Source organism: Thalassobaculum sp. (genome assembly GCF_040219215.1).
Taxonomy (GTDB): domain Bacteria; phylum Pseudomonadota; class Alphaproteobacteria; order Thalassobaculales; family Thalassobaculaceae; genus Thalassobaculum_A.
Genome location: NZ_JAVJSX010000003.1, coordinates 56128 through 75593 on the forward strand (window position 1 = coordinate 56128; position 19466 = coordinate 75593).

20 protein-coding genes are annotated in these 19466 nt (G+C 63.8%); 8 read left to right on the forward strand and 12 right to left on the reverse strand.

From position 1 onward, the window contains the following. Positions 1-7 precede the first annotated feature (7 nt). Both RIC54_RS01750 and pcaQ read right to left on the reverse strand, forming a co-directional pair. The gene (locus RIC54_RS01750; protein WP_350095276.1) at positions 8-766 is read right to left on the reverse strand and encodes a short-chain dehydrogenase/reductase; all 759 of its coding nucleotides are present in this window, start codon (positions 764-766) and stop codon (positions 8-10) included. Positions 767-855: 89 nt separating this feature from the next. After that, complete coding sequence (gene pcaQ, locus RIC54_RS01755; protein WP_350095279.1) at positions 856-1776, reverse strand: pca operon transcription factor PcaQ; 921 nt, start codon at positions 1774-1776, stop codon at positions 856-858. A 138-nt stretch (positions 1777-1914) separates the two neighbouring features. Here pcaQ and pcaD point away from each other — a divergent pair, with 138 nt between their 5' ends. Genes pcaD through pcaB form a run of 6 tightly spaced genes read left to right on the forward strand, consistent with a single transcriptional unit; the run spans position 1915 to position 6619 of the window. Further along, entirely contained in the window at positions 1915-2709 is a 795-nt protein-coding gene (gene pcaD / locus RIC54_RS01760; RefSeq protein WP_350095282.1) for a 3-oxoadipate enol-lactonase, read from the forward strand. Then, positions 2702-3097 (forward strand): 4-carboxymuconolactone decarboxylase, encoded by a 396-nt coding sequence (pcaC, locus tag RIC54_RS01765; protein ID WP_350095285.1) that lies wholly within the window; start codon positions 2702-2704, stop codon positions 3095-3097. Before pcaD ends, pcaC begins: the two co-directional genes overlap by 8 nt. Then, positions 3094-3801, forward strand: coding sequence for a protocatechuate 3,4-dioxygenase subunit beta (gene pcaH / locus RIC54_RS01770; protein WP_350095288.1), 708 nt, complete (start codon positions 3094-3096; stop codon positions 3799-3801). The genes pcaC and pcaH overlap by 4 nt, the downstream gene beginning before the upstream one ends. A 3-nt stretch (positions 3802-3804) precedes the next feature. Beyond that, positions 3805-4401, forward strand: a complete 597-nt coding sequence (gene pcaG, locus RIC54_RS01775; protein ID WP_350095291.1) for a protocatechuate 3,4-dioxygenase subunit alpha — start codon at positions 3805-3807, stop codon at positions 4399-4401. A 19-nt stretch (positions 4402-4420) separates the two neighbouring features. Then, entirely contained in the window at positions 4421-5254 is an 834-nt protein-coding gene (locus tag RIC54_RS01780; RefSeq protein WP_350095294.1) for a 3-oxoadipate:acetyl-CoA acetyltransferase, read from the forward strand. Between the two features lie 30 nt (positions 5255-5284). After that, positions 5285-6619: a 3-carboxy-cis,cis-muconate cycloisomerase gene (gene pcaB / locus RIC54_RS01785; protein WP_350095297.1), complete on the forward strand. Its 1335-nt coding sequence runs from the start codon at positions 5285-5287 to the stop codon at positions 6617-6619. Positions 6620-6632: 13 nt separating this feature from the next. Here the strand turns inward: pcaB and RIC54_RS01790 are convergent, their stop codons facing one another. From RIC54_RS01790 to RIC54_RS01820, 7 genes are all read right to left on the reverse strand, one after another. After that, entirely contained in the window at positions 6633-7256 is a 624-nt protein-coding gene (locus RIC54_RS01790) for a response regulator transcription factor (RefSeq protein ID WP_350095300.1), read from the reverse strand. A gap of 209 nt (positions 7257-7465) precedes the next feature. Beyond that, on the reverse strand, positions 7466-8440 hold the full coding sequence (locus RIC54_RS01795) for a Gfo/Idh/MocA family protein (RefSeq protein ID WP_350095303.1): 975 nt from the start codon (positions 8438-8440) through the stop codon (positions 7466-7468). 53 nt (positions 8441-8493) lie between these two features. Next, positions 8494-9405: a 5-dehydro-4-deoxyglucarate dehydratase gene (kdgD, locus tag RIC54_RS01800; protein WP_350095306.1), complete on the reverse strand. Its 912-nt coding sequence runs from the start codon at positions 9403-9405 to the stop codon at positions 8494-8496. 89 nt (positions 9406-9494) lie between these two features. Continuing rightward, a complete protein-coding gene (locus RIC54_RS01805) occupies positions 9495-10232 on the reverse strand; it encodes a FadR/GntR family transcriptional regulator (protein WP_350095309.1) in 738 nt (245 codons plus the stop codon). A gap of 26 nt (positions 10233-10258) precedes the next feature. Beyond that, positions 10259-11566: a TRAP transporter large permease gene (locus tag RIC54_RS01810; RefSeq protein WP_350150449.1), complete on the reverse strand. Its 1308-nt coding sequence runs from the start codon at positions 11564-11566 to the stop codon at positions 10259-10261. Beyond that, complete coding sequence (locus RIC54_RS01815; RefSeq protein WP_350095315.1) at positions 11566-12087, reverse strand: TRAP transporter small permease; 522 nt, start codon at positions 12085-12087, stop codon at positions 11566-11568. Before RIC54_RS01815 ends, RIC54_RS01810 begins: the two co-directional genes overlap by 1 nt. A gap of 77 nt (positions 12088-12164) precedes the next feature. Beyond that, positions 12165-13151, reverse strand: a complete 987-nt coding sequence (locus RIC54_RS01820) for a TRAP transporter substrate-binding protein (protein WP_350150451.1) — start codon at positions 13149-13151, stop codon at positions 12165-12167. A gap of 151 nt (positions 13152-13302) precedes the next feature. On the opposite strand from RIC54_RS01820, the gene RIC54_RS01825 reads away from it, so the two are divergent. Then, complete coding sequence (locus RIC54_RS01825; RefSeq protein WP_350095321.1) at positions 13303-14106, forward strand: NAD-dependent epimerase/dehydratase family protein; 804 nt, start codon at positions 13303-13305, stop codon at positions 14104-14106. Between the two features lie 2 nt (positions 14107-14108). After that, complete coding sequence (locus RIC54_RS01830; RefSeq protein WP_350095324.1) at positions 14109-14963, forward strand: amidohydrolase family protein; 855 nt, start codon at positions 14109-14111, stop codon at positions 14961-14963. 6 nt (positions 14964-14969) lie between these two features. Here RIC54_RS01830 and RIC54_RS01835 read toward each other — a convergent pair whose 3' ends face one another. The 3 genes from RIC54_RS01835 to RIC54_RS01845 all read right to left on the reverse strand — a co-directional run bounded on the left by RIC54_RS01835 (position 14970) and on the right by RIC54_RS01845 (position 19209). Then, a complete protein-coding gene (locus RIC54_RS01835) occupies positions 14970-16967 on the reverse strand; it encodes a putative 2-aminoethylphosphonate ABC transporter permease subunit (protein ID WP_350095327.1) in 1998 nt (665 codons plus the stop codon). Continuing rightward, positions 16960-18099 (reverse strand): putative 2-aminoethylphosphonate ABC transporter ATP-binding protein, encoded by a 1140-nt coding sequence (locus RIC54_RS01840; RefSeq protein WP_350095330.1) that lies wholly within the window; start codon positions 18097-18099, stop codon positions 16960-16962. The genes RIC54_RS01835 and RIC54_RS01840 overlap by 8 nt, the downstream gene beginning before the upstream one ends. A gap of 78 nt (positions 18100-18177) precedes the next feature. After that, complete coding sequence (locus tag RIC54_RS01845; RefSeq protein WP_350095333.1) at positions 18178-19209, reverse strand: putative 2-aminoethylphosphonate ABC transporter substrate-binding protein; 1032 nt, start codon at positions 19207-19209, stop codon at positions 18178-18180. Positions 19210-19466: the final 257 nt, after the last annotated feature.

Genomic DNA, 19466 nt, shown 5'->3' on the forward strand with positions numbered 1-19466 from the left:
CGGGCTCTCAACGGAACTGGGCGCCGCCGTCCATGTCGATCACCGTCCCCGACAGATAGGTCACGCGCGGCGACGCCAGCATCACCGCCATGGCCCCGATCTCGGCCGGCTCGGCCATACGATCGAACGGAAGCCTCCCCAGCATCTCCTGCCACCGACCCTCGTCCCCCAGCTCATTCTTGGCGCGGGTCTTCGACAGGGTGATGATCCGGTCGGTGCGGGTGGCCGACGGGTGTATGCCGAACACCCGAACGTTCCATTCCGGCGATCGGCCGCCAACGGCATTGGTGAAGGCGTTCAGCGCGGCGTTGCCGGTCGCGCCGCAAATGTAGTCCCAGCGTGGCTGACGACCGGCCATGCCGATGACGTTGACGATGGTACCGTCGCGCCTCTCCTTCATGCGCGCCAGGAACAGCTGGGTCATATGGATGTAGCCCATGACCTTCAGCGCCCAGGCCTGCTCCCACCGCGCCATGTCGATGTCGAACAGCCCGCCGCCAGGGATGGCGCCGGCGTTGTTGACCAGGACATCGGCATCACCGTGGCTGGCCGCCAGCTTCTGGCGGTCCGCCGGGTTCGACAGGTCCGCCGCAACGGTCTCGACCCGGCCCTGGAGGCCCTTGGCCGCCTCGGTCAGCCGCCCGGCATCTCTGGCCACCAGGGTCACCGACGCGCCCTCGGCCAGAAACGCCTCGGCCACGGCCAGTCCAATGCCTTTCGAGCCGCCGGTTACCACCACCCGCTTGCCAGCCACCTGCAGATCCACGCTCGCCTCCCTCAGTGTGTATTGTTGTGTTGATTGTCGACGGCCAGACCGCTGGGGCCAAGCCCTCGCTCGAGCTGATTTCAGCGACCCTACGCACGCACCCGTTCCGCCAACGCTCGGACGATGTCCATGAAGACCTGGGCAGCCGATGACGGAACCGTATCGATCCGGGTGGTCAGGCCGACCGGACCTCGGCTGTCGCCGGTGTCGGCCTTGAGTTCGGCCAGCGCGCCCTCCTCCAGGTCAGTCGCGACCACTCCGTGCGAGATGATCCAGATCGCGTCGCCGGACCGGGTATACGTGCGGCCGAACGCGTTCGACACGCTCTCGACCGACCGCGGCAGGGTTTCCAGACCATGCTGGGCCAGCAGCCGCTCCACCGCCGGCCGAATGATCATCTCCGGGGTCGGCAGAATCACCACGAACTCGCGCAACCGAGCGAAGTCGAACGCCGGCTCCCGCAGCAGCGGATGCCCCGGCCGGACCACGAAACTCAGGCGCTCCGAATACAGGTACTCGAAATTCAACCCGGCCATCCGTTCCGGATTGCTCAATCGTCCGACCACCATATCCAGTTCACCCTGGCGCAGCCGGTCGATCAGCACCGGGTTGGTCCCGGAGATCACGCGGACCGTCTGCTCCGGCTGGCGGGCGATGAACGAACGCACCGCCTCCGGCATCAGGCGTGCCGCAACGGTCGGCAGCACACCGACGGTGACATACCCGCCGCCCGCCGCCCGGACCGCGTCGACGCTCTCAAGCCCACGACGCAACGCGCTCAGCACCGCGTCGGCATGACGTCGGAACACGGTGCCCTGTTCGGTCAGATGGACGCCACGCCGGCTGCGCTCAAACAGCGGTACGTCGAGGATTTCCTCAAGCTCGCGAATGGTCTTAGACACCGCGGGCTGGGTGATCGACAGGCTCTCGGCCGCACGGTTCACGCTGCCGAGACGCGCTACCTCGACGAAGCAATGAAGGTGACGGATCTTCACCGGGCGATCGATCACGACTCCCTCCAAAGGCTCGACCCAAGCCGACCAATCGGTGAGAAACGGTTATACCTGTGTGGCTGAAAACTCATTTTACATAACTATTCCAGCGGTCCAGCATGCCGCAAGCGACCGAGATGCAGGAGCAAGGCGACGATGCAGGCGGTGACCATCGATGGAACGGTCGTCCACTACGCCGTGGACGGTCCCGACGACGCGCCGACGCTGGTATTCGCGAACTCGCTGGGCACCGATTTTCGAATCTGGGATCGGGTATTGGCCCGGCTCGGCAACCGGTTTCGCACGCTGCGTTATGACATGCGCGGACACGGCCTGACCGGCCCCGGCAGCGGTGATTTCGACATTCCTCGGTTGGCCGCCGATCTCGAAGGCCTGCTGCGGCACGTCGGATTCGAACGTACGTTGGTCTGCGGCCTTTCGATCGGCGGGCTGATCGCCCAGCAATTGGTCCGTGATCACCCCTCGCGGGTCCGCGCCCTGGTGCTGTGCGACACCGCGTCGAAAATCGGTACTCCCGAGATGTGGCAGGCCCGGATCACCGCGATCGACCAGAACGGGTTGGAAAGCCTGGCCGATGGCGTGATGGAGCGGTGGTTCGCTCCGTCGTTCCGTCTCAGCCGACGTGAAGAAATAGCGGTGTGGCGCACCATGCTGGTTCGCACACCGTCCGAAGGCTATGCCCGCGCCTGTGCGGCAATCCGCGACGCCGACCTGACGGCCGACGCCACCCGGATTGCGGTCCCAACCCTGGCCATCTGCGGCTCGGAAGACGGCGCCACCACCCCGGCCGTCGTCAGGGCGTTGGCGGAGAGCATCCCGGGTGCGCAGTACCGCGAAATCGCCGATGCCGGCCACCTGCCCTGCGTTGAGCAACCGGATGCGCTGGTCGATTGCATGCTGACCTTCTTCAAGGAGAACGGCCTTGTCTGACGAGCGGTTCGACGCCGGGATGGCAGTGCGCCGGTCGGTGCTCGGCGACGCCCATGTCGACCGGGCCGAAGCCCGCAAGACCACGTTCGACGGGGACTTCCAGCGCTACATCACCGAAACCGCCTGGGGCTCGGTGTGGACCCGCCCCGGCCTGCCGCGCCCGACGCGCAGCCTGCTGACGCTGGTGATCCTGGCAAGCCTCGGCCACTGGGAGGAGTTCGTGATGCACATCCGCGCCGCGCGAAACACCGGAGCTACCCGCGACGAAATCAAGGAAGCCCTGTTCCACGTGGCGGTCTATGCCGGCGTGCCGGCCGCCAACCGCGCCTATGGACTGGCGAAAGGCGTCTACCAGGACGAGGATGCCGAGAAAGGAGCCAGTCAATGACCGAGGTGACGGGCTACGGCCCTCGCGATTGGAGCAGCCATCCGGCCTATGTCGATCAGGGGTACAAGTCGACCGCCCTGCGAGGGCCGACCAAGCCGCTGATCCCGCTGAAGGCGACGCTGAGCGAACTGACCGGGCCGGTCTACGGTCATGACAGCCTCGGCGCGCTCGATGCGGACCTCACCAAGAACGGCGCCAAGAATGGCGAACCGCTGGGCGAGCGCATCGTGGTCGCCGGGCGGGTCCTGGACGAGCGCGGACAGCCGGTGCCGAACACGCTGATCGAGATCTGGCAGGCCAACGCCGCCGGCCGTTACGTTCACGTCATCGATCAGCATGCCGCACCGCTCGACCCGAACTTCTTCGGCGGCGGTCGCTGTGTCACTGATTCCGAGGGCCGTTACCGGTTCTATACGGTGAAGCCCGGCGCATATCCCTGGGGCAACCACCACAACGCCTGGCGGCCAAATCACATCCATCTCTCGCTGTTCGGCCCGAGCTACCTGACCCGCCTGGTAACCCAGATGTACTTCCCCGGCGATCCACTGCTGGAACTGGATCCGATCTTCCTCGGCACCCCTGCGAAGGCGCGCGACCGGCTGGTCGCCAAGTTCTCGCTCGATCTTACCGAACCGGATTTCGCACTGGGCTACGCCTTCGACATCATCCTGCGCGGCGCGACCGCCACACCGATGGAGGCTTGATGGATGGCTGACCCGCTCGGACAGACCCCGTCCCAGACCGTCGGCCCGTATTTCGCCTATGGCCTCACGCCGGAACAGTACGGCTACCCGCTGAAGGCGATTGCCGGCGGCCGTCTGGCAGACGACACGGCCGAGGGCGAGCGCATCCGCATCGAGGGTCAGGTGTTCGACGGCAATGGTGCCGTGATCGCCGACGCGATGATCGAGATCTGGCAGGCCGATGCCCAGGGCCGCTATGCCCATCCGACCGATCCGCGCGGCTCCAATTCCGACTTCCGCGGCTTCGGACGCTTCGGCACCGGAACCGATCCGCAGAACCGGTTCATCTTCGATACCGTGAAACCGGGCGCCGTCGGCGGCGGCCAAGCCCCGCACATCAATGTCGTCGTGTTCATGCGTGGCATGCTGCTTCACGCCTTCACCCGCTTGTATTTCTCTGACGAGACCGAAGCCAACGCCAGCGACACGGTTCTGAGTGCCGTGCCGGAAGATCGCCGCCAAACCCTGATCGCCCAGCGCCAGGACGGCCCAACCTGTACGGTTTACCGTTTCGACATCCGCATGCAGGGCGACGCCGAGACCGTGTTCTTCGACGCCTGAACCAAGGAAGGGGAACATCATGACCGCACCCTGCATCATCACCGTCGCCATCACCGGATCGCTACCGACCAAGGCCGACAACCCGGCCGTGCCGATCACCATCGACGAGCAGGTCGAGTCCACCCAGGAGGCTTTCGAGGCCGGCGCCACGCTGGCTCATTGCCATGTGCGCAAGGACGACGGGACCCCGACGTCCGATCCGGAGCGGTTCGGACGCCTGATGGAGGGGCTGCGCAAACACTGTCCCGGCATGATCATACAGTTGTCGACCGGCGGTCGCTCCGGCGCCGGGCGGGAACGCGGCGGAATGCTGCCGCTGAAGCCCGACATGGCATCGCTGGCCACCGGTTCGGTCAACTTTCCGACCCGGGTGTACGACAACGCACCCGACCTCGTCAGTTGGCTGGCCGAGGATATGATAAACTATAACATTAAACCAGAAGTAGAAGCATTTGATTTATCTATGATATTCAAATCCGTCGAAATGGCTCAAGCTGGACGGATCCAAGGGCCGCTCCACGTTCAGTTCGTGATGGGCGTGAAGAACGCCATGCCGGTCGATCGCCCGACTTTCGAATTTTATGTCAGCACGCTGAAGCGCCTGGCACCGGATGCCACCTGGACCGGTGCCGGCATCGGCAAGGACCAGATCACCTTGAACCATTGGTCACTCGAGCTCGGCGGCCACTGCCGTACCGGGCTGGAGGACAATGTCCGCCTCGACCGCCATACGCTGGCGCCGTCGAACGCGGCACTGGTGCAGCGGGTGGTCGATTTGTGCGAACAGTACGGTCGTCGCCCGGCCAGCGTGACCGAGGCGCGCTCCTTGCTGTCCCTTCCTGCAGCAGCCTGACCGCAAAAACCGTCACGGGAGCCGTCCGACATGGTCAGCGTCTATGACTCCCGGATCGTCGGCCCACTCTTCAGCGAGCCCGAGATCGCCCGGCTGTTCGACGACACCGCTACGGTCCGTGCCATGGCGCAGGTCGAGGCGTCACTGGCAAGGGCCGAGGCCAAGCTTGGCATTGTGCCGCAAGCGGCAGCAGAGCGGATGACCGAGGCGGTCGGGGGCTTTGTGCCCGACCTTGACGCGCTTGGCGAAGGTTCGGAACAGGCCGGGGTGGCCGTCATCGCCTTCGTCCAGCAGTTCCGTGCCCATGTCGGGGGCGAGGCCGCACAATGGGTGCACTGGGGTGCCACCAGCCAGGACATCGTCGATACCGCCCTGGTCCTTCAGCTTCGCGACGCCCTGGGGCAGATCGCCAACCGTCTGGATCGAGTGATCACATCACTCGCGTCGCTGGCCGACACGCACCGAGGCACGGTCATGGCCGCGCGGACCCGCTACCAGCAAGCCCTGCCGACCAGCTTCGGCTTGAAGTGCGCAGGCTGGCTGATGCCGTTGGTGCGTTGCCGCGAACGGCTGTCCGAAGTGCGGCCGCGGCTGCTGATGGTGCAGTTCGGCGGAGCGGCCGGGACACTCGCCGCGCTCGGCAGCCAAGGCATCGAGGTGATGGAAGGTATGGCCAGCGACCTCGACCTGGCCTGTCCGCCGATTCCCTGGCACACCCAACGCGACGGCATCACCGAATTCGGGTCCTGGCTGTCGCTGGTCACCGGGGCGCTCGGCAAGCTCGGCCAGGACGCCGTGCTCTTGGCCCAGACCGAGATCGGCGAACTCGACGAGAGCGCCGGCGGCGGACGTGGTGGTTCCAGTACCATGCCCCAGAAATCCAATCCGGTAACCGGGGAAGCCTTGGTGGTTGCTGCCCGCTTGAACGCCACTTTGCTCGGCAGCTTGCACCAGGCGCAGATCCAGGAGCACGAGCGCGGCGGTGTCGGCTGGCAGATGGAATGGGCAACCCTGCCGACAATGGTCGTCACGACCGGTGCCGCGCTGGCAAAGACGGAGGCGTTGCTGAACCGGCTCGCCGTCGGCGTCGAGCGGATGCGTGCCAACCTCGGGCCGGAGAACGGACTGATCCTGGCCGAAGCCGCCACCTTTGCACTCGCCGAGCACATGCCGCGCCCGGAAGCCCAGGCACTGGTCAAGCAGGCGGCCCGCGCAGTGATCGATGGCGGTGGGCATCTGGTCGATGCGCTGCAGTCCCGCACGACCGTGACGATCGACTGGAGCCGGTTGCGCGATCCGTCCTGCTATCTCGGTTGCAACGACGCCTTGATCGACCGGGCGCTGGCGGCGGCACGCCCGGTCTAGCGGGTGACCGGCACTACGCCGGCCGTTCGCCGCTATCGTTCAGCCGCACCGACATCCTCACCAACTCGGCAAGAGAACTCGCCCGCATCTTTTCCATCACGTTGGCCCGATGCACTTCGACGGTGCGCTGGCTGATTCCGAGATCATGGGCAATCTGCTTGTTCAGGCGCCCGGCGACCATGGCTTCGAGAACCTGCAGTTCCCGCGCGCTCAACGTCTCGTAGCACGACCGGACACTGTCCAATTCGGCCTGAACACGCTGGCGTTCCTCACAATCTACGAATGCCCGCTTCACCACGTCGACCAGATGCTGGTTGTCATACGGCTTCTCGATGAAGTCGTAGGCACCGTCGCGCATCGCTTCGATCGCGATCGGGACATCGGCGTGCGCCGTGATCATCACCACCGGCAGGACAACCTGACGCTCGTTCAGTGTCTTCTGCAGATCAAGACCGCTCATGCCAGGCATCCGAATGTCCAGCAGGATGCACCCCGGAAGGGACGGATCGAACGCATCCAGGAACTGCTGGGCTGATGCGAAACTGCGGGTTTCGATGCCGGCGGGACTGAGAAGCCCAATCAACATCTCGCGGTTCAGCTCAATGTCATCGACCACATAGGCGCAGGGCGTGCTCACGAGCGACACTCCCTGACTTTGACTGCGACGACGATCACTCCTACCCCACGCTTCGACTCGGGCCCTAGTGGATTATACCTACCTCGCCACAAATGTCCGTAACAGCCCAATATCAATCGACGCAGGAAATGCTGCGTCACCGATTGCCGATCCAGTCGGGAAAGAGTCGGCCCATGCGGGCGCTATGGCGTTTGAACGCCGGCGGCAAATCACTCGGCCAACCGGCGGCCCGGCAGCGACTGGCGGCCGTAGACCGCATCCCAGCGCTGCTGGGCCGCGTCCAGTATCCGCATGGCCGGCAATACCGAACGGCCGGGAACCGCGGGCTGACGTCCCTCACGAACTGCCGCAACGAAATCCCTGGTGACCAGCGACAAATTTTCCTTCTCCGCCGCGACCTCCTGCACCCCGCTGCCAGTGACAAGTTGGTTCCGCAGGATGTCGAGACGGTACGAATCGGCATCGGTCACGATCACGTTGTCGTAGATCCGCTCGCGCGAATGGTACGAGCCGGAGACCAGCAGGGTCTGATTGCGCTGGGTCTCGATCGACAGGATGCATTCCATCGGGATGCCGGTCTTCGCATTGACCGGACCGAGGAAGCTGTAGGCCAGATCACCCTCGAAATCGAGTAGCCACAGGCCAAGATCGACGAAGTGGGTTAAGTGATGCCACAGGATATTGTCGGTCCAACTGCGGTGGTAACCGGTGGCGCCGACGTTTGACAGACGATGGATGAAGAACCGCCCGGAGATGTGGCGGATCGGATCCGTGCCGGCCAGGGACCGCTCGCGGATCGGGGCGTATTCCGGCTGCAGGCGCATCGGATGGCAAAGTCCGAAGGTGACGCCTCGGGCTTCGGAGGCAGCCACTACGGCCTCCGACTCCTCCAAGGTCATAGCGATCGGAATTTCGAGCAACGTGTGCTTGCCGGCATTGATCGAGCGCATCGCGAAGTCCGGATGGCTCTCGCTGGGCGATGCAATGATGACAATGTCGATATCCGGATCGGCCAACGCCTCGTCCAGATCGGCAGTCCATTTCTGGTAGCCGTAGCGCTCGGCAAACTCCTGCGACTGCTCCGGCCGACGACCGACCAGGGTGTGGAAGCGACAACCCTCCCCCTGGAGCGCGTCGCTGTGCCAGACCCCCATCATGCCGTAGCCGACCATGCAGATGTTCATGCCGTTATCTCCTTGGTTCCGGACCGCCTCGACTTCCCGTAGCGAGCCGAGTTTCAGCCCAGCGACTTCATCAGAGCGCCGAGGCGGGTCATCTGATCGTCGTTGAGGTCGATCAACGGCGGCCGAACCGGGCCCGCGCCATGCCCGGCCAACTGTGCCCCCGCCTTCACGATGCTGACCGCATAGCCCTTTGCCTCATCGCGGATCGCGATGTACGGCAGGAAGAACTCCTTGAGCAGGCGTTCGACGGTGGCTCCGTCCCCGCTGCGCAGCGCCGCGTAGAACGCCAGGGCGGTCTCGGGGATGAAATTGAACACCGCAGAAGAGTAGGTCGTAACGCCCATGGCATCGTAGGCCTCGGCGTAGATCTCTGCCGTCGGCAGGCCGCCGACATAGACCAGGCGATCTCCCATCCGCCGGCGAACCCGCACCATACGCTCGATGTCTCCGGCACCGTCCTTGTAGCCGATCAGATTCGGGCACGCGTCGGCAAGGCGTGCGACCGTCTCCGCCGCGAACAGACAGTTGTCTCGATTGTAAACGATCACGCCGATCTTAACCGCGTCGCAGATCGTCTTAACGTGACGGAAAAGGCCCTCCTGTTCTGCCGTGATGAGATACTGCGGCAAGATCAGCAGACCATCGGCGCCTGCCTTCTCAGCCGCCAACGCCATCTCCACCGCCAGCCGGGTCCCGTAGCCAACGCCAGCGATGATCGGGGTCCGCCCCTGACAAGCCGACACCGCTGTATCGATGATCGCCGGGTACTCTCCGGGCGTAAGCGAGAAGAACTCACCGGTTCCGCCTGCAGCGAACAACGCTGCCGCGCCGTATCCATTCAACCATTCCAGCCGGGCCGCGTAGCCGCTGCGGTCGAACGAAAGGTCCGGCGCGAAGTCCGTGACAGGGAACGACAGCAGCCCTGCCCCGACCTGCTGCTTCAGTTCCTGGGGGGTGGACGCCATCGCAGGTCTCCTCGATCAGTGCAATCAGATCATCATGTCATATGATGTATTTTCCGATGCGTCGAGGGTTCACGCATAATGGTGTGGGATTACTCGCCGGTGGTCGTCGAAACCAGGCTGGCGTAACGGTCACGGCCGCGGGTCAGATGACGTCCCATGGCCCGGCGGGCGGCCGCACCGTCCCGCGCCTCGATCGCCGTCACGATCTGATGGTGCTCGCGCGAGACCTTCTGGAGATAGCGCGTCATTTCCTCGGCCGACGACACCTGCACCCGCACGGTCTGACGCGGGATGATGTGATGCCCCAGGAACTCCAGGAACGACTCGAAGTACGGATTGCCGGTCGCCTGGCATATCGACTTGTGGAACTCGAAATCGGCAGAGACCGCGACATCGCCGGTTCCGATAACCGCGTCGAACGCCGCGACCGCCTCGTGGATCGTCTTGAGCTGCTGGTCGGTTCGACGCTCGGCTGCGAGGCCGGCGGCCTCGATCTCCACGCTGCGGCGCAGTTCCATGATGGCGATCACGCCCTCGACGGTCGCGGCTCCATCCGCCTCGATGCGGAACGGTCGCCGTCGCTTGTCGCCAACGACGAACACTCCGGCGCCTTGCCGGGATTCAACCAGCCCCTCGGCCCGCAACGCCGCGATCGCCTCGCGGACAACGGTTCGACTGACTCCGAATGCGGCGATCATCTCTTGTTCAGTCGGCAGCTTCTCCGACGAAACCAGCTCACCGCTACGGATTCTCTCGGCCAGCGTAGCGGTGAGCTCTTCGGTCAGGTTCCGAGACGGCGGCAATGGACTGAATTTTGGCATGGTCATCGCAGTACCACCGTCCCATACGAGAGTTAAAAATGAACTCCTGGATACTTCAGGCTCGGAATCCATAGAGTCAGAGCCGGGATATACGTCACCAGCAGCAGGACTACCAGCATCGCAAGCCAGAACGGCCATAGCGTCTTCGAGACCTTCTCGATCGAGACTTTACCGATCGCACAGCCCACAAACAAAGTTGTACCTACCGGGGGAGTCAACAGTCCGATCGACAAGTTCAACATCATCACGATACCGAACTGCACCGGGTTCACGCCCATCGCCGTCACCAGCGGCAGGAGGATCGGCGTGCAGATCAGGATCAACGGCGCCATGTCCATGAACGTGCCCAGAACCAGCAGCAGCACGTTGATCATGAGCAGCAAGGTGATCTTGTCATCGGTCAGCGACTGCAACAGCATCGTCGCCTTCAACGGCAACTGCATCAATGTCATCAGGTAGGCAAAGCCGGCGGCAAAGCCGATGACGATCATTACCATCGCCACTGTCTTGATGACGTTGTGCAACAGCGTCGGCAACTGGCTCCATTTGTAGTCGCGGTAAACGAACATCGTAACAACGAATGCCCATACCACCGCAACGGCCGCAGATTCGGTCGGGGTGAAGATACCGCCGACAACACCGCCGACGATGATCAGGATTGTTGACAGACCGGCGACGGCTTCCCACGCCGTCTTCAACGCCTCGCCCAGCGTCACGAGTTCGCCCTTGGGATACCCTTTCCGGACCGAGATGATGTAGGACAGGATCATCAGCGACACGCCAATCATGATCCCGGGAATGATGCCGGCCAGGAACAGCTGCGCGATCGACACCGTGCCGCCGGCAGCCAGCGAGTAGATGATCGCGTTGTGGCTTGGCGGGATGACCACGCCCTGGGTGGACGAGGTGATCGTCACGTTGACGGCGAATGTATCGTCGTAGCCGTTCTTCTTCATCATCGGGATCAGGATCGACCCGATGGACGATGTATCGGCCACCGACGATCCCGAGATTCCACCGAAGAACATGGAGGCGAGGATGTTCACCATCGCCAGCCCGCCGCGCATGAACCCGACGCAGACGTTGGCCAGGTTGACCAACCGCCACGCCATGCCGCCCTCGGCCATCAACGCACCGGCCAGAATGAAGAACGGAATGGCCAGAAGCGCGAAGTTGTCGACGCCGTCGGAGATCTTGAGCAGCACGCCTTCGAGCGGCAGGCCGATGTAAATAGCGGTGATCATCGAGGAAATGCCGAGCGCATAGGCAACGGGGGTGCCGATCGCAATCAACGCAAACAGGCTGCCGATCAGGAGGATCGGTCCGACATCACCGCCCATCAGATCGCCCTCTCGCTGGTGTCATCCTGGACAAAGGCTGAAGCGCGGGCCCGGGGCGCAACCAGCGCCTTCTCGACGACGAACAACAAAGTCACCAGGCTGCCGAGTGGAATCGACGTGTAGACGACACCAACGCGGACGTACTCGAACTCGGGATAGGACTGGAAGAACGTGGCGTCCACGAGCTTCGCGCCATAGAAAATCATGAACACCGACACGCCGGCCATCAACAGGTCGATCACCATACGCAGGACCCGCCCGACTGCGGGCGGCACGGCGTTCTCGACAATCTCCAGTCGCAGATGGGCATCCGCGCGATAGCACGCCGCAGCACCATAGAACGTCAACTGAACGGCCAGGAAGATCGACAGCGGCTCTGAATAGAACGCACCAATGTGCAGGACATAGCGGGAAAACACGCCGAACGCGATCAGGACCGTCATGACAACGACCGACACGCAGCACAGGAAAACGCAGGCCATGTAGAGCTTATCCATGGCTGCGACGTAGCGATCACGCATGATGATTCGTCCCCGACCAGCAAACCAGATGGGCGGAGCGACCGGCCGGCCGCCCCGCCCAGTTTGGAGTCTACCGCTTATTTAACGGCAGCAGCGCGCTTGATCAGGTCGGCGTACTTCTCGCCGAACTTCATGCGGACCGGCTCGGTGGCCGCAATGAACGGCGCCTTGTCGACGTCAGTGATGACTTCGTAGCCGAGGGCCTTGATCGCGGCGAGCGACTTCTGCTCGCGGGCGGCCCACAGCTCGCGCTCCTTCTCGACCGCCATGACCGACGCCTTGCGGATCAGTTGCTGGTCCAGCGGGGTCAGCGTGTCCCACACCTTCTTCGAGAACACGAAGAGTTCGGGCACCATCAGGTGCTCGGTCAAGGTGTAGTACTTCGCGACTTCGTAGTGCTTGCCGGACTCATAAGACGGCGGGTTGTTCTCGGCGCCGTCGACCACGCCGGTCTGCAGCGACGTGTAGAGCTCGCTGAACGAGATCGGCAGGCCGTTGCCGCCCATGGCGTTGACCATCTCGATGAAGATCGGGTTCTGCATGACCCGGATCTTCAGACCCTTGAGGTCCTCGATGCTCTTGATCGGACGGGTGTTGTTGTAGAACGAGCGTGAGCCGGCATCCATGTAGCCGAGACCGATCAGCCCGCCCTTCTCCAGCTTGTTCTGCAAGTTGGTGCCGATCTCGCCGTCGACCACCTTGTGCATATGGTCAACGCTCTTGAAGAAGTACGGCAACGCGAAGGCATTGAACTCTTCGACGATCGGACCGACCACACCGACGCTGACGCGGGTCATCTCGAGCGCGCCGACCTGGACCTGCTCGAGCGCTTCCTTTTCTCCGCCAAGCTGCATCGAGTGGAAGATCTTGATCTTGAGCCGGCCGGCCGTCCAAGTATCCAGAAGATCGCTCATGTACTGGATGGCATCCGTCGTCGGATATCCCATCGGATGGACGTCGCTGGACTTGATTTCCAATGCGTGAGCCGCCGGTGCGGCAAGAACGCTGCCGGCGAGGAGGGACGCGGCGAGGGTGCGCCGCACTCCGGTGAGTGAGATCATCATGACGGTTACTTCCTCCCTGTAGAATTTTATCTTGTTGTTGCTCTCGGAGTAACGACTTGGGTCGCTTCCGGAGAACCGGCATTGGTTGCGCCAGCCCCGTAATTCATCATATAACCGTATCACTTCACTCGGCGCAACAGCGGAGCATCGCGTGCCAAAGACCGTTCTGATCACTGGTGCGGCCGGCGGTGTCGCCGGTTATCTTCGCCGGGAACTCGGCGATTCCTACCGCTTGGTCCTGTCCGACCTCCATCCGATCAAGGACCTTGCGCCTCACGAAGTGTTTCGCGGTGCCGATCTCGGTGATCTCGATGCTCTCCGCCGGTTGATGCCGGGGGTTGACGCAATCGTGCACCTTGGCGGGCAATCGGTCGAGGGGCCGTGGAGCGACGTGCTCGATCGCAACATCGTCGGCGCATACAACCTGTTCGAGGCGGCACGGCTCGAGGGCGTCACGCGCGTCGTCTTCGCCAGTTCATGCCACGCCGTCGGGTTCTACCGGCTGGATGAGACGATTGAGGCCGACGCCTATTTCAAACCGGACACCCGCTACGGCGTCAGCAAGGTGTTCGGCGAGGCTCTGGGCAGCCTGTACGCGCACAAATATGGCTTCGACGTCCTGGCCCTGCGGATCGGCAACGTCGGATTGCGTCCCGTGGACCGCCGCCGTCTGCATTCCTGGCTCAGCCCGCGCGATCTGGCTGGGCTGGTCCGCGTCGGCATCGAGACGCCAAACCTCGGTTACGAGGTGGTGTTCGGCATGTCCCGCAACACCGGGTCGTGCTGGGTGAACACCACGGCCGACCGACTTGGCTACGTCCCGCTCGACGATGCCGCCGACTATGCCGAGGAAATCAACCAGCGCCCGTTCGATCCGGATGCCTCTGCGAACATCTATCAAGGCGGCCCGTTCGTCGAGGCCGAGACCGGCGGCGATCCGTCCAAGGGGTTCTGAGAATGCCGGACTACAGCACGATCGGATCCGGTCCGAAGCCCCGGCACCGTATCCCCTCGGGCGCATGCGACAGCCATGTGCATGTCTACGGTCCGGCCTATCCAGTCGCTCCGACCTCGCCACTGCCGCCACCGACGGGTGCGACAGCCGCGGTCCTGAAGAACCTGCACCGGCGCCTCGGGGTCGAGCGTGCCCTGATCGTGCAACCCTCGGCCTATGGGTTCGACAACGCCGCCACCTTGGACGGCATCCGCAGCTACGGACCCGGTGCCCGCGGGATCGTGGTGGTGCCCACCGGAGTTGCCGATGCCGACCTTGAAGCATTGAACGGTGTCGGCGTGCGCGGCATCCGGTTCCACATGATGCCGGGCGGGCTGCTCACCTGGGATGAACTGCCACGCATGGCAACCCAGGCGGCGGCGCTCGACTGGACCATCAACCTGCAGCTCGACGGCCGCACGCTGCCGGATCACATCGACCGGCTGCGTGCCCTGCCCTGCAAGCTGGTGATCGACCATGTCGGCAAGTTCCTGGAACCGGTCGGGACCGACCATCCCGGCTTCAGGCTGCTGCTCGACCTGCTCGACGGCGGCCGGTGCTGGGTCAAGCTGTCCGCCCCGTACGAGACCTCGCGAACCGGGCCGCCGTCCTACGACGACGTCGCGGTTCTCGGCCGGGCGCTCGCCGCTCATGCCCCGCAGCGCATGCTGTGGGCCAGCAACTTCCCGCATCCCGGCGCTCAGGCGAACCGGCCGGAAGACGCCGGCCTGATGGATGCGGTGCTCGACTGGTTCGACGGCGACGCCACTCGCCAGTTGGCGCTGGTCGACAACCCGGCCGAACTCTACGGTTTCTGATCCAAACTATCGGTAACGCCAAGCCTGCGTCCGCGCCAGCAATCCACGCGTCACCGCGAGATGCAGCAGGCGGGCCGCAACGTTGGTGTAGAATATCATCATTCCCATGGCCGCCGCCGGCGCCACGTCACCCGCGTCGTCCATGTTCAGTACGGCAACCGAGGCCAGCTTGGTGGTCGGCGAGTACAGGAACACCACCGCCGAAACCGTGGTCATGGCGTTCACGAACAGATAGATCGAGATGTCGAGGATCGCCGGCAGGCAGACCGGCACCGTGACCCGCGAGAACAGCCGCCAGACCGGCTGCTTCAGCGAGGCCGATACGCTCTCGAATTCCTGGTCCATCTGCTTGAGCGCGGTCACCGCCGTCAGGTGGGCGACGGTGTAGAAGTGGGTGACCGTGCTGAGCACCAGGATCGCCATGGTGCCGTACAGGAAGTTCAGCGGGTTGGCCGGATCGTTGAAGAAGAAGATGTAGGCAAGCCCCAGCACCATTCCGGGGATCGCCATCGGCATCATCGCCAGGAACTGGAACAGGGTGCGTCCTACCCGGAAGCCCTGGGTCTTCTCAACCAGATAGGCGCCGAGAAAAACAATGCCGGTGCCAATCACCGCTGTGTAGACCGCCAACCGGATCGAGTTTCCGTAGGCATCCCATCCGCCGCCGTCGGTACGATCGAAATCGTACTGCCGCAGGCTCGGGGTCAGGTCGTAAGGCCACAGCTTCACCAATGCGGCGAACTGACAGATCGCTAGGATGCCGACGATGAACACCGCGACGGCGACGCACAGCCCGAGGGCCGTCCAGTCGGCCGCCTGCTCCGGCTTCGGCTCGAACGGCACCGCGCGGGCCGACAGGGCCGCCACCTGGCGGCGTTGGATGATCCGGTCGACTGCGAATGCCAGGACTGCCGGGACGAGCAGCACCACCGAGACCACGGCCCCCATCTCGAAGTTCTGCTGGCCGATCACCTGCTTGTAGATGTCGACCGCCAGCACGTCGTACTGGCCGCCGATCACCTTGGGCAGGCCGAAATCGGTGATCACCAGGGTGAACACCACGAAGCCGGCCGAGATCAGGCCGTAGCGGGCGCTGGGGATGGTCACGGTCCAGAAACGGCGCCAGGCGCTGGCCTTCAATGACAGCGCTGCCTCGTGCAGGCGGGAATCCGAGATGGCCAGTGCCGTCGCGATGATGATGAAGGCGTGCGGGAAGGTGAAAAACACCGAGCCGATCACGATTCCGATCGGCCCGTAGATCGAGTACCCGAACAACGCCTCCTTCAGTAAGCCCTGGTTGCCGAACAGGTAGATCAGCGCGATGCCCGGCAACAGCGACGGCACCAGGATCGGGATCATCGCGATAAGCCGGAAGCCGCCTTTGAACGGCATGCAGGTCCGCGACAGCGCGTAGGCGAAGGCAAACGCCAGGGTCACCGTGATGACCGTGCTTATGGCGGCGATCTTCACCGAGTTCTCGATCGACTGCACCAGTGACGGTGTCGAGAAGTAGGTCCAATAGTTTTCGACACCGCGGCTCGCCGCCGGTCGCACCACGACCCGCCGGAACTCGTTGGACGTGAAGGTATGCCAATCCTGATCGGCAATCCGCTCCGAGCCGATCAGGAACACCGCGCCGTCCACGGCACTGCGGAACTGGTAGCGCGTGGTGCTGCGGAAGCTGAAATCCGGCAGAAGGTCGACCACGGACAGCCGGCCGTCGTGGCTGGTCGCCAAGTCCGGGCGATCGCTCGCCGGCTGGGCTTCGATCAGCGCCGCCAGCGTCACAGGTTTGGTCCAGCCTTCGCCCCGGTCGATCTGAAGTTCGTAGTTTGCCGGCACGAAGCGGTAGGTCGTGAACGACTTCGACAGCATGGTGTACAGCGGCAAAGCCAGCGCCAGCACCAGATAGAGCCCGATCGCGAGCAGGAAGATCCGGATCAGCCAGGCGTCACGGTCCAGCTTGGGCCGAGCGACCCTGGCGCCGAGGCCGAGACTAGCCATCGGCATCGCCCCCGCTGGCATCGCGCCCGGCAAAGACATGCAGGCGGTCGACCGGCAGTTCAACCGCCATCGCCATACCATCGGCGATATCCAGGCGACGGATGGCGTTCACGGAGAAATCGGCTTCGACCTCCACCGCGCCGAACGCCGGCCCGGTCAAGACGGCACGCCAGAATGACCCGAGAAACTCCAGAGCGTGCACCGTCACGTCGAATCGGTTGCCGCCCTTCGGCCGACTGCCGCCAGACTCGACCGGCACCACGTCTTCCGGACGGATCGCCAAGGTGGCCTCAGCGTCCACCGACAGGTCATGCGGCCGGCACTGCAGGATCGTCTCGCCAAGCCGCACGTGGTCAGCATCAACAATCACCACCGGCAACCGGTTCATGGCACCGATGAAATCAGCGACGAACAGGGTCGCGGGCTCGCGGTAGATCTCGGTCGGCGTACCGATCTGGTCGATGACGCCATGGTTCATCACCACGATCCGGTCGGCCATCGACAGGGCTTCTTCCTGATCATGGGTCACCATGATGGTGGTTACGCCGAGCCGGCGCTGCAGCGCCTTGATCTCGTGACGCAGGTGGACGCGAACCTTGGCGTCAAGCGCCGACAGCGGTTCGTCGAGCAGCAACAGGCCAGGCGAGGTCGCGATGGCGCGGGCCAGCGCGATGCGCTGCTGCTGGCCGCCCGACAATTGGGCCGGATACTTGGTGCCCTGCTCCGGCAGGCCGACCAGATCCAGCAGTTCCGCCACCCGGCGGTCGATCTCGGCGCGCGGCAGGCGCTGGCTTTCCAGCCCGTAGGCGACGTTGCGGGCAATCGTCAGGTTCGGAAACAGCGCGTAGGACTGGAACACGATGCCGAAGTCGCGCTGCGACGGCGGCAGCACGGAAATATCGCGTCCGGCCTGCTCGATCATGCCGGAGGTCTGCAGATCCAGACCTGCGATGGCACGCAGCAGGGTGGTCTTGCCGCAGCCCGACGGCCCCAGGAAGCAGACGAACTCACCCTCTCGAACGTCGAGGGAGATGTCGTTCAAGGCGACGAACGATCCAAACGCCTTCACGAGGTTGCGGACACGTAGAAACGGCGCCGCGGAAGGCGTCGTTGACGGGGCGGTGCTGATCATTCGGTTCCGTCCGGTCGGAGATGGCGACGGTGGGCAGCCGGCTGTCCGGCGCCCACCGTCGGTCAATGGCTCAGGCGGTTACGACTTGGCTTCCGACTTGGAATCGTAGCGCTTCTGCCACTCCTCGAGGATGGTCTTGCGGTTGTTGGCCGCCCACTCGAAATCGTTGTCGATCATCTTCTCGATCACGTTCGGCGGGAAGTTCGCCACCGGCTTGGCCACGCCCGGATACGCAACGACCGCGTAGCCGGTGTTGTACATCTCGTTGGCCTTCTTGGTGATGGTCCAGTCCGCCAGGGTCTTCGCGGCATCCAGCTTGGAAGTGCCGGCAATGATCGCGGTCGCTTCCATATCCCAGCCGATACCTTCAGACGGGATGATCACTTCGATCGGAGCGCCGTTGGCCTTCTCCTTGGCGCCACGGAAGGCGAAGGACACGCCGATCGTGGTCTCGCCCGCGCCGGCCATCTTGCACGGCTTGGAGCCGGAGTGGGTGTAGCGCGCGATGTTCTCATGCAGGGCGTCCATGTACTTCCAGCCGCCCTCCTTGCCGAACAGCTGCAGCCAGCTTGAGACGTCCAGGAAGCCGGTGCCCGAGGAGTTCGGGTTCGGCATGATCACGTGGCCCTTGTACTCGGGCTTGGTCAGGTCCTGCCACGAGGTCGGGGCTTTCAGGCCGGCCTTTCCGCCCTCGACGGTGTTGAAGCAGATCGCCGCCACCCAGGCATCCATCCCGGTCCAGGTCGGCGGGTTCGACTTGTCGACGAACTTCTTGTCGAGCTTCTCCACGCCCTTCGGCGCGTACGGCTCCAGCATGCCCTCGGACTTCAGCAGCAGCAGCGAGGTCGCCGCCAGCCCCCAGACCACGTCAGCCTGCGGGTTGTTCTTCTCGGCCAGCAATTTGGCGGTGACGACACCGGTCGAATCACGCACCCAGTTGATCTTGATATCCGGATGATCGGCGTTGAACGCCTCGGCGTAGCGCTTCAGATCTTCGGCTTCGACCGCCGTGTAGACCGTCAGCGTGGTCTCGGCATGCGCGATGCCGACCAGCGACGCCAGCGCGAACGCGCCACCGGCGACGGTCGACTTGAACCCCCGTACAGTCATCTCCGACTCCCCTTGCTTGTTAAGGCTGAACGCGACAACGGCCGCCGCCTGAAAAGCGGCGTCCCTGGTAGCGGTCCCTCGCCCGTGCAGGCAGTGTCCACGGCAAGTCGTGTCACCTTGGCGACTCTGCCATGACAGTCTCGTGACGGTCGCGTTTCAACCAAGTACGCGATTCTCCCTGTCTGCCGGAACGATCATTCCGCTCGGTTCGATGGAAGTCAAATTGTTCGGCATTGCACCTATCGAGCACTGACCCA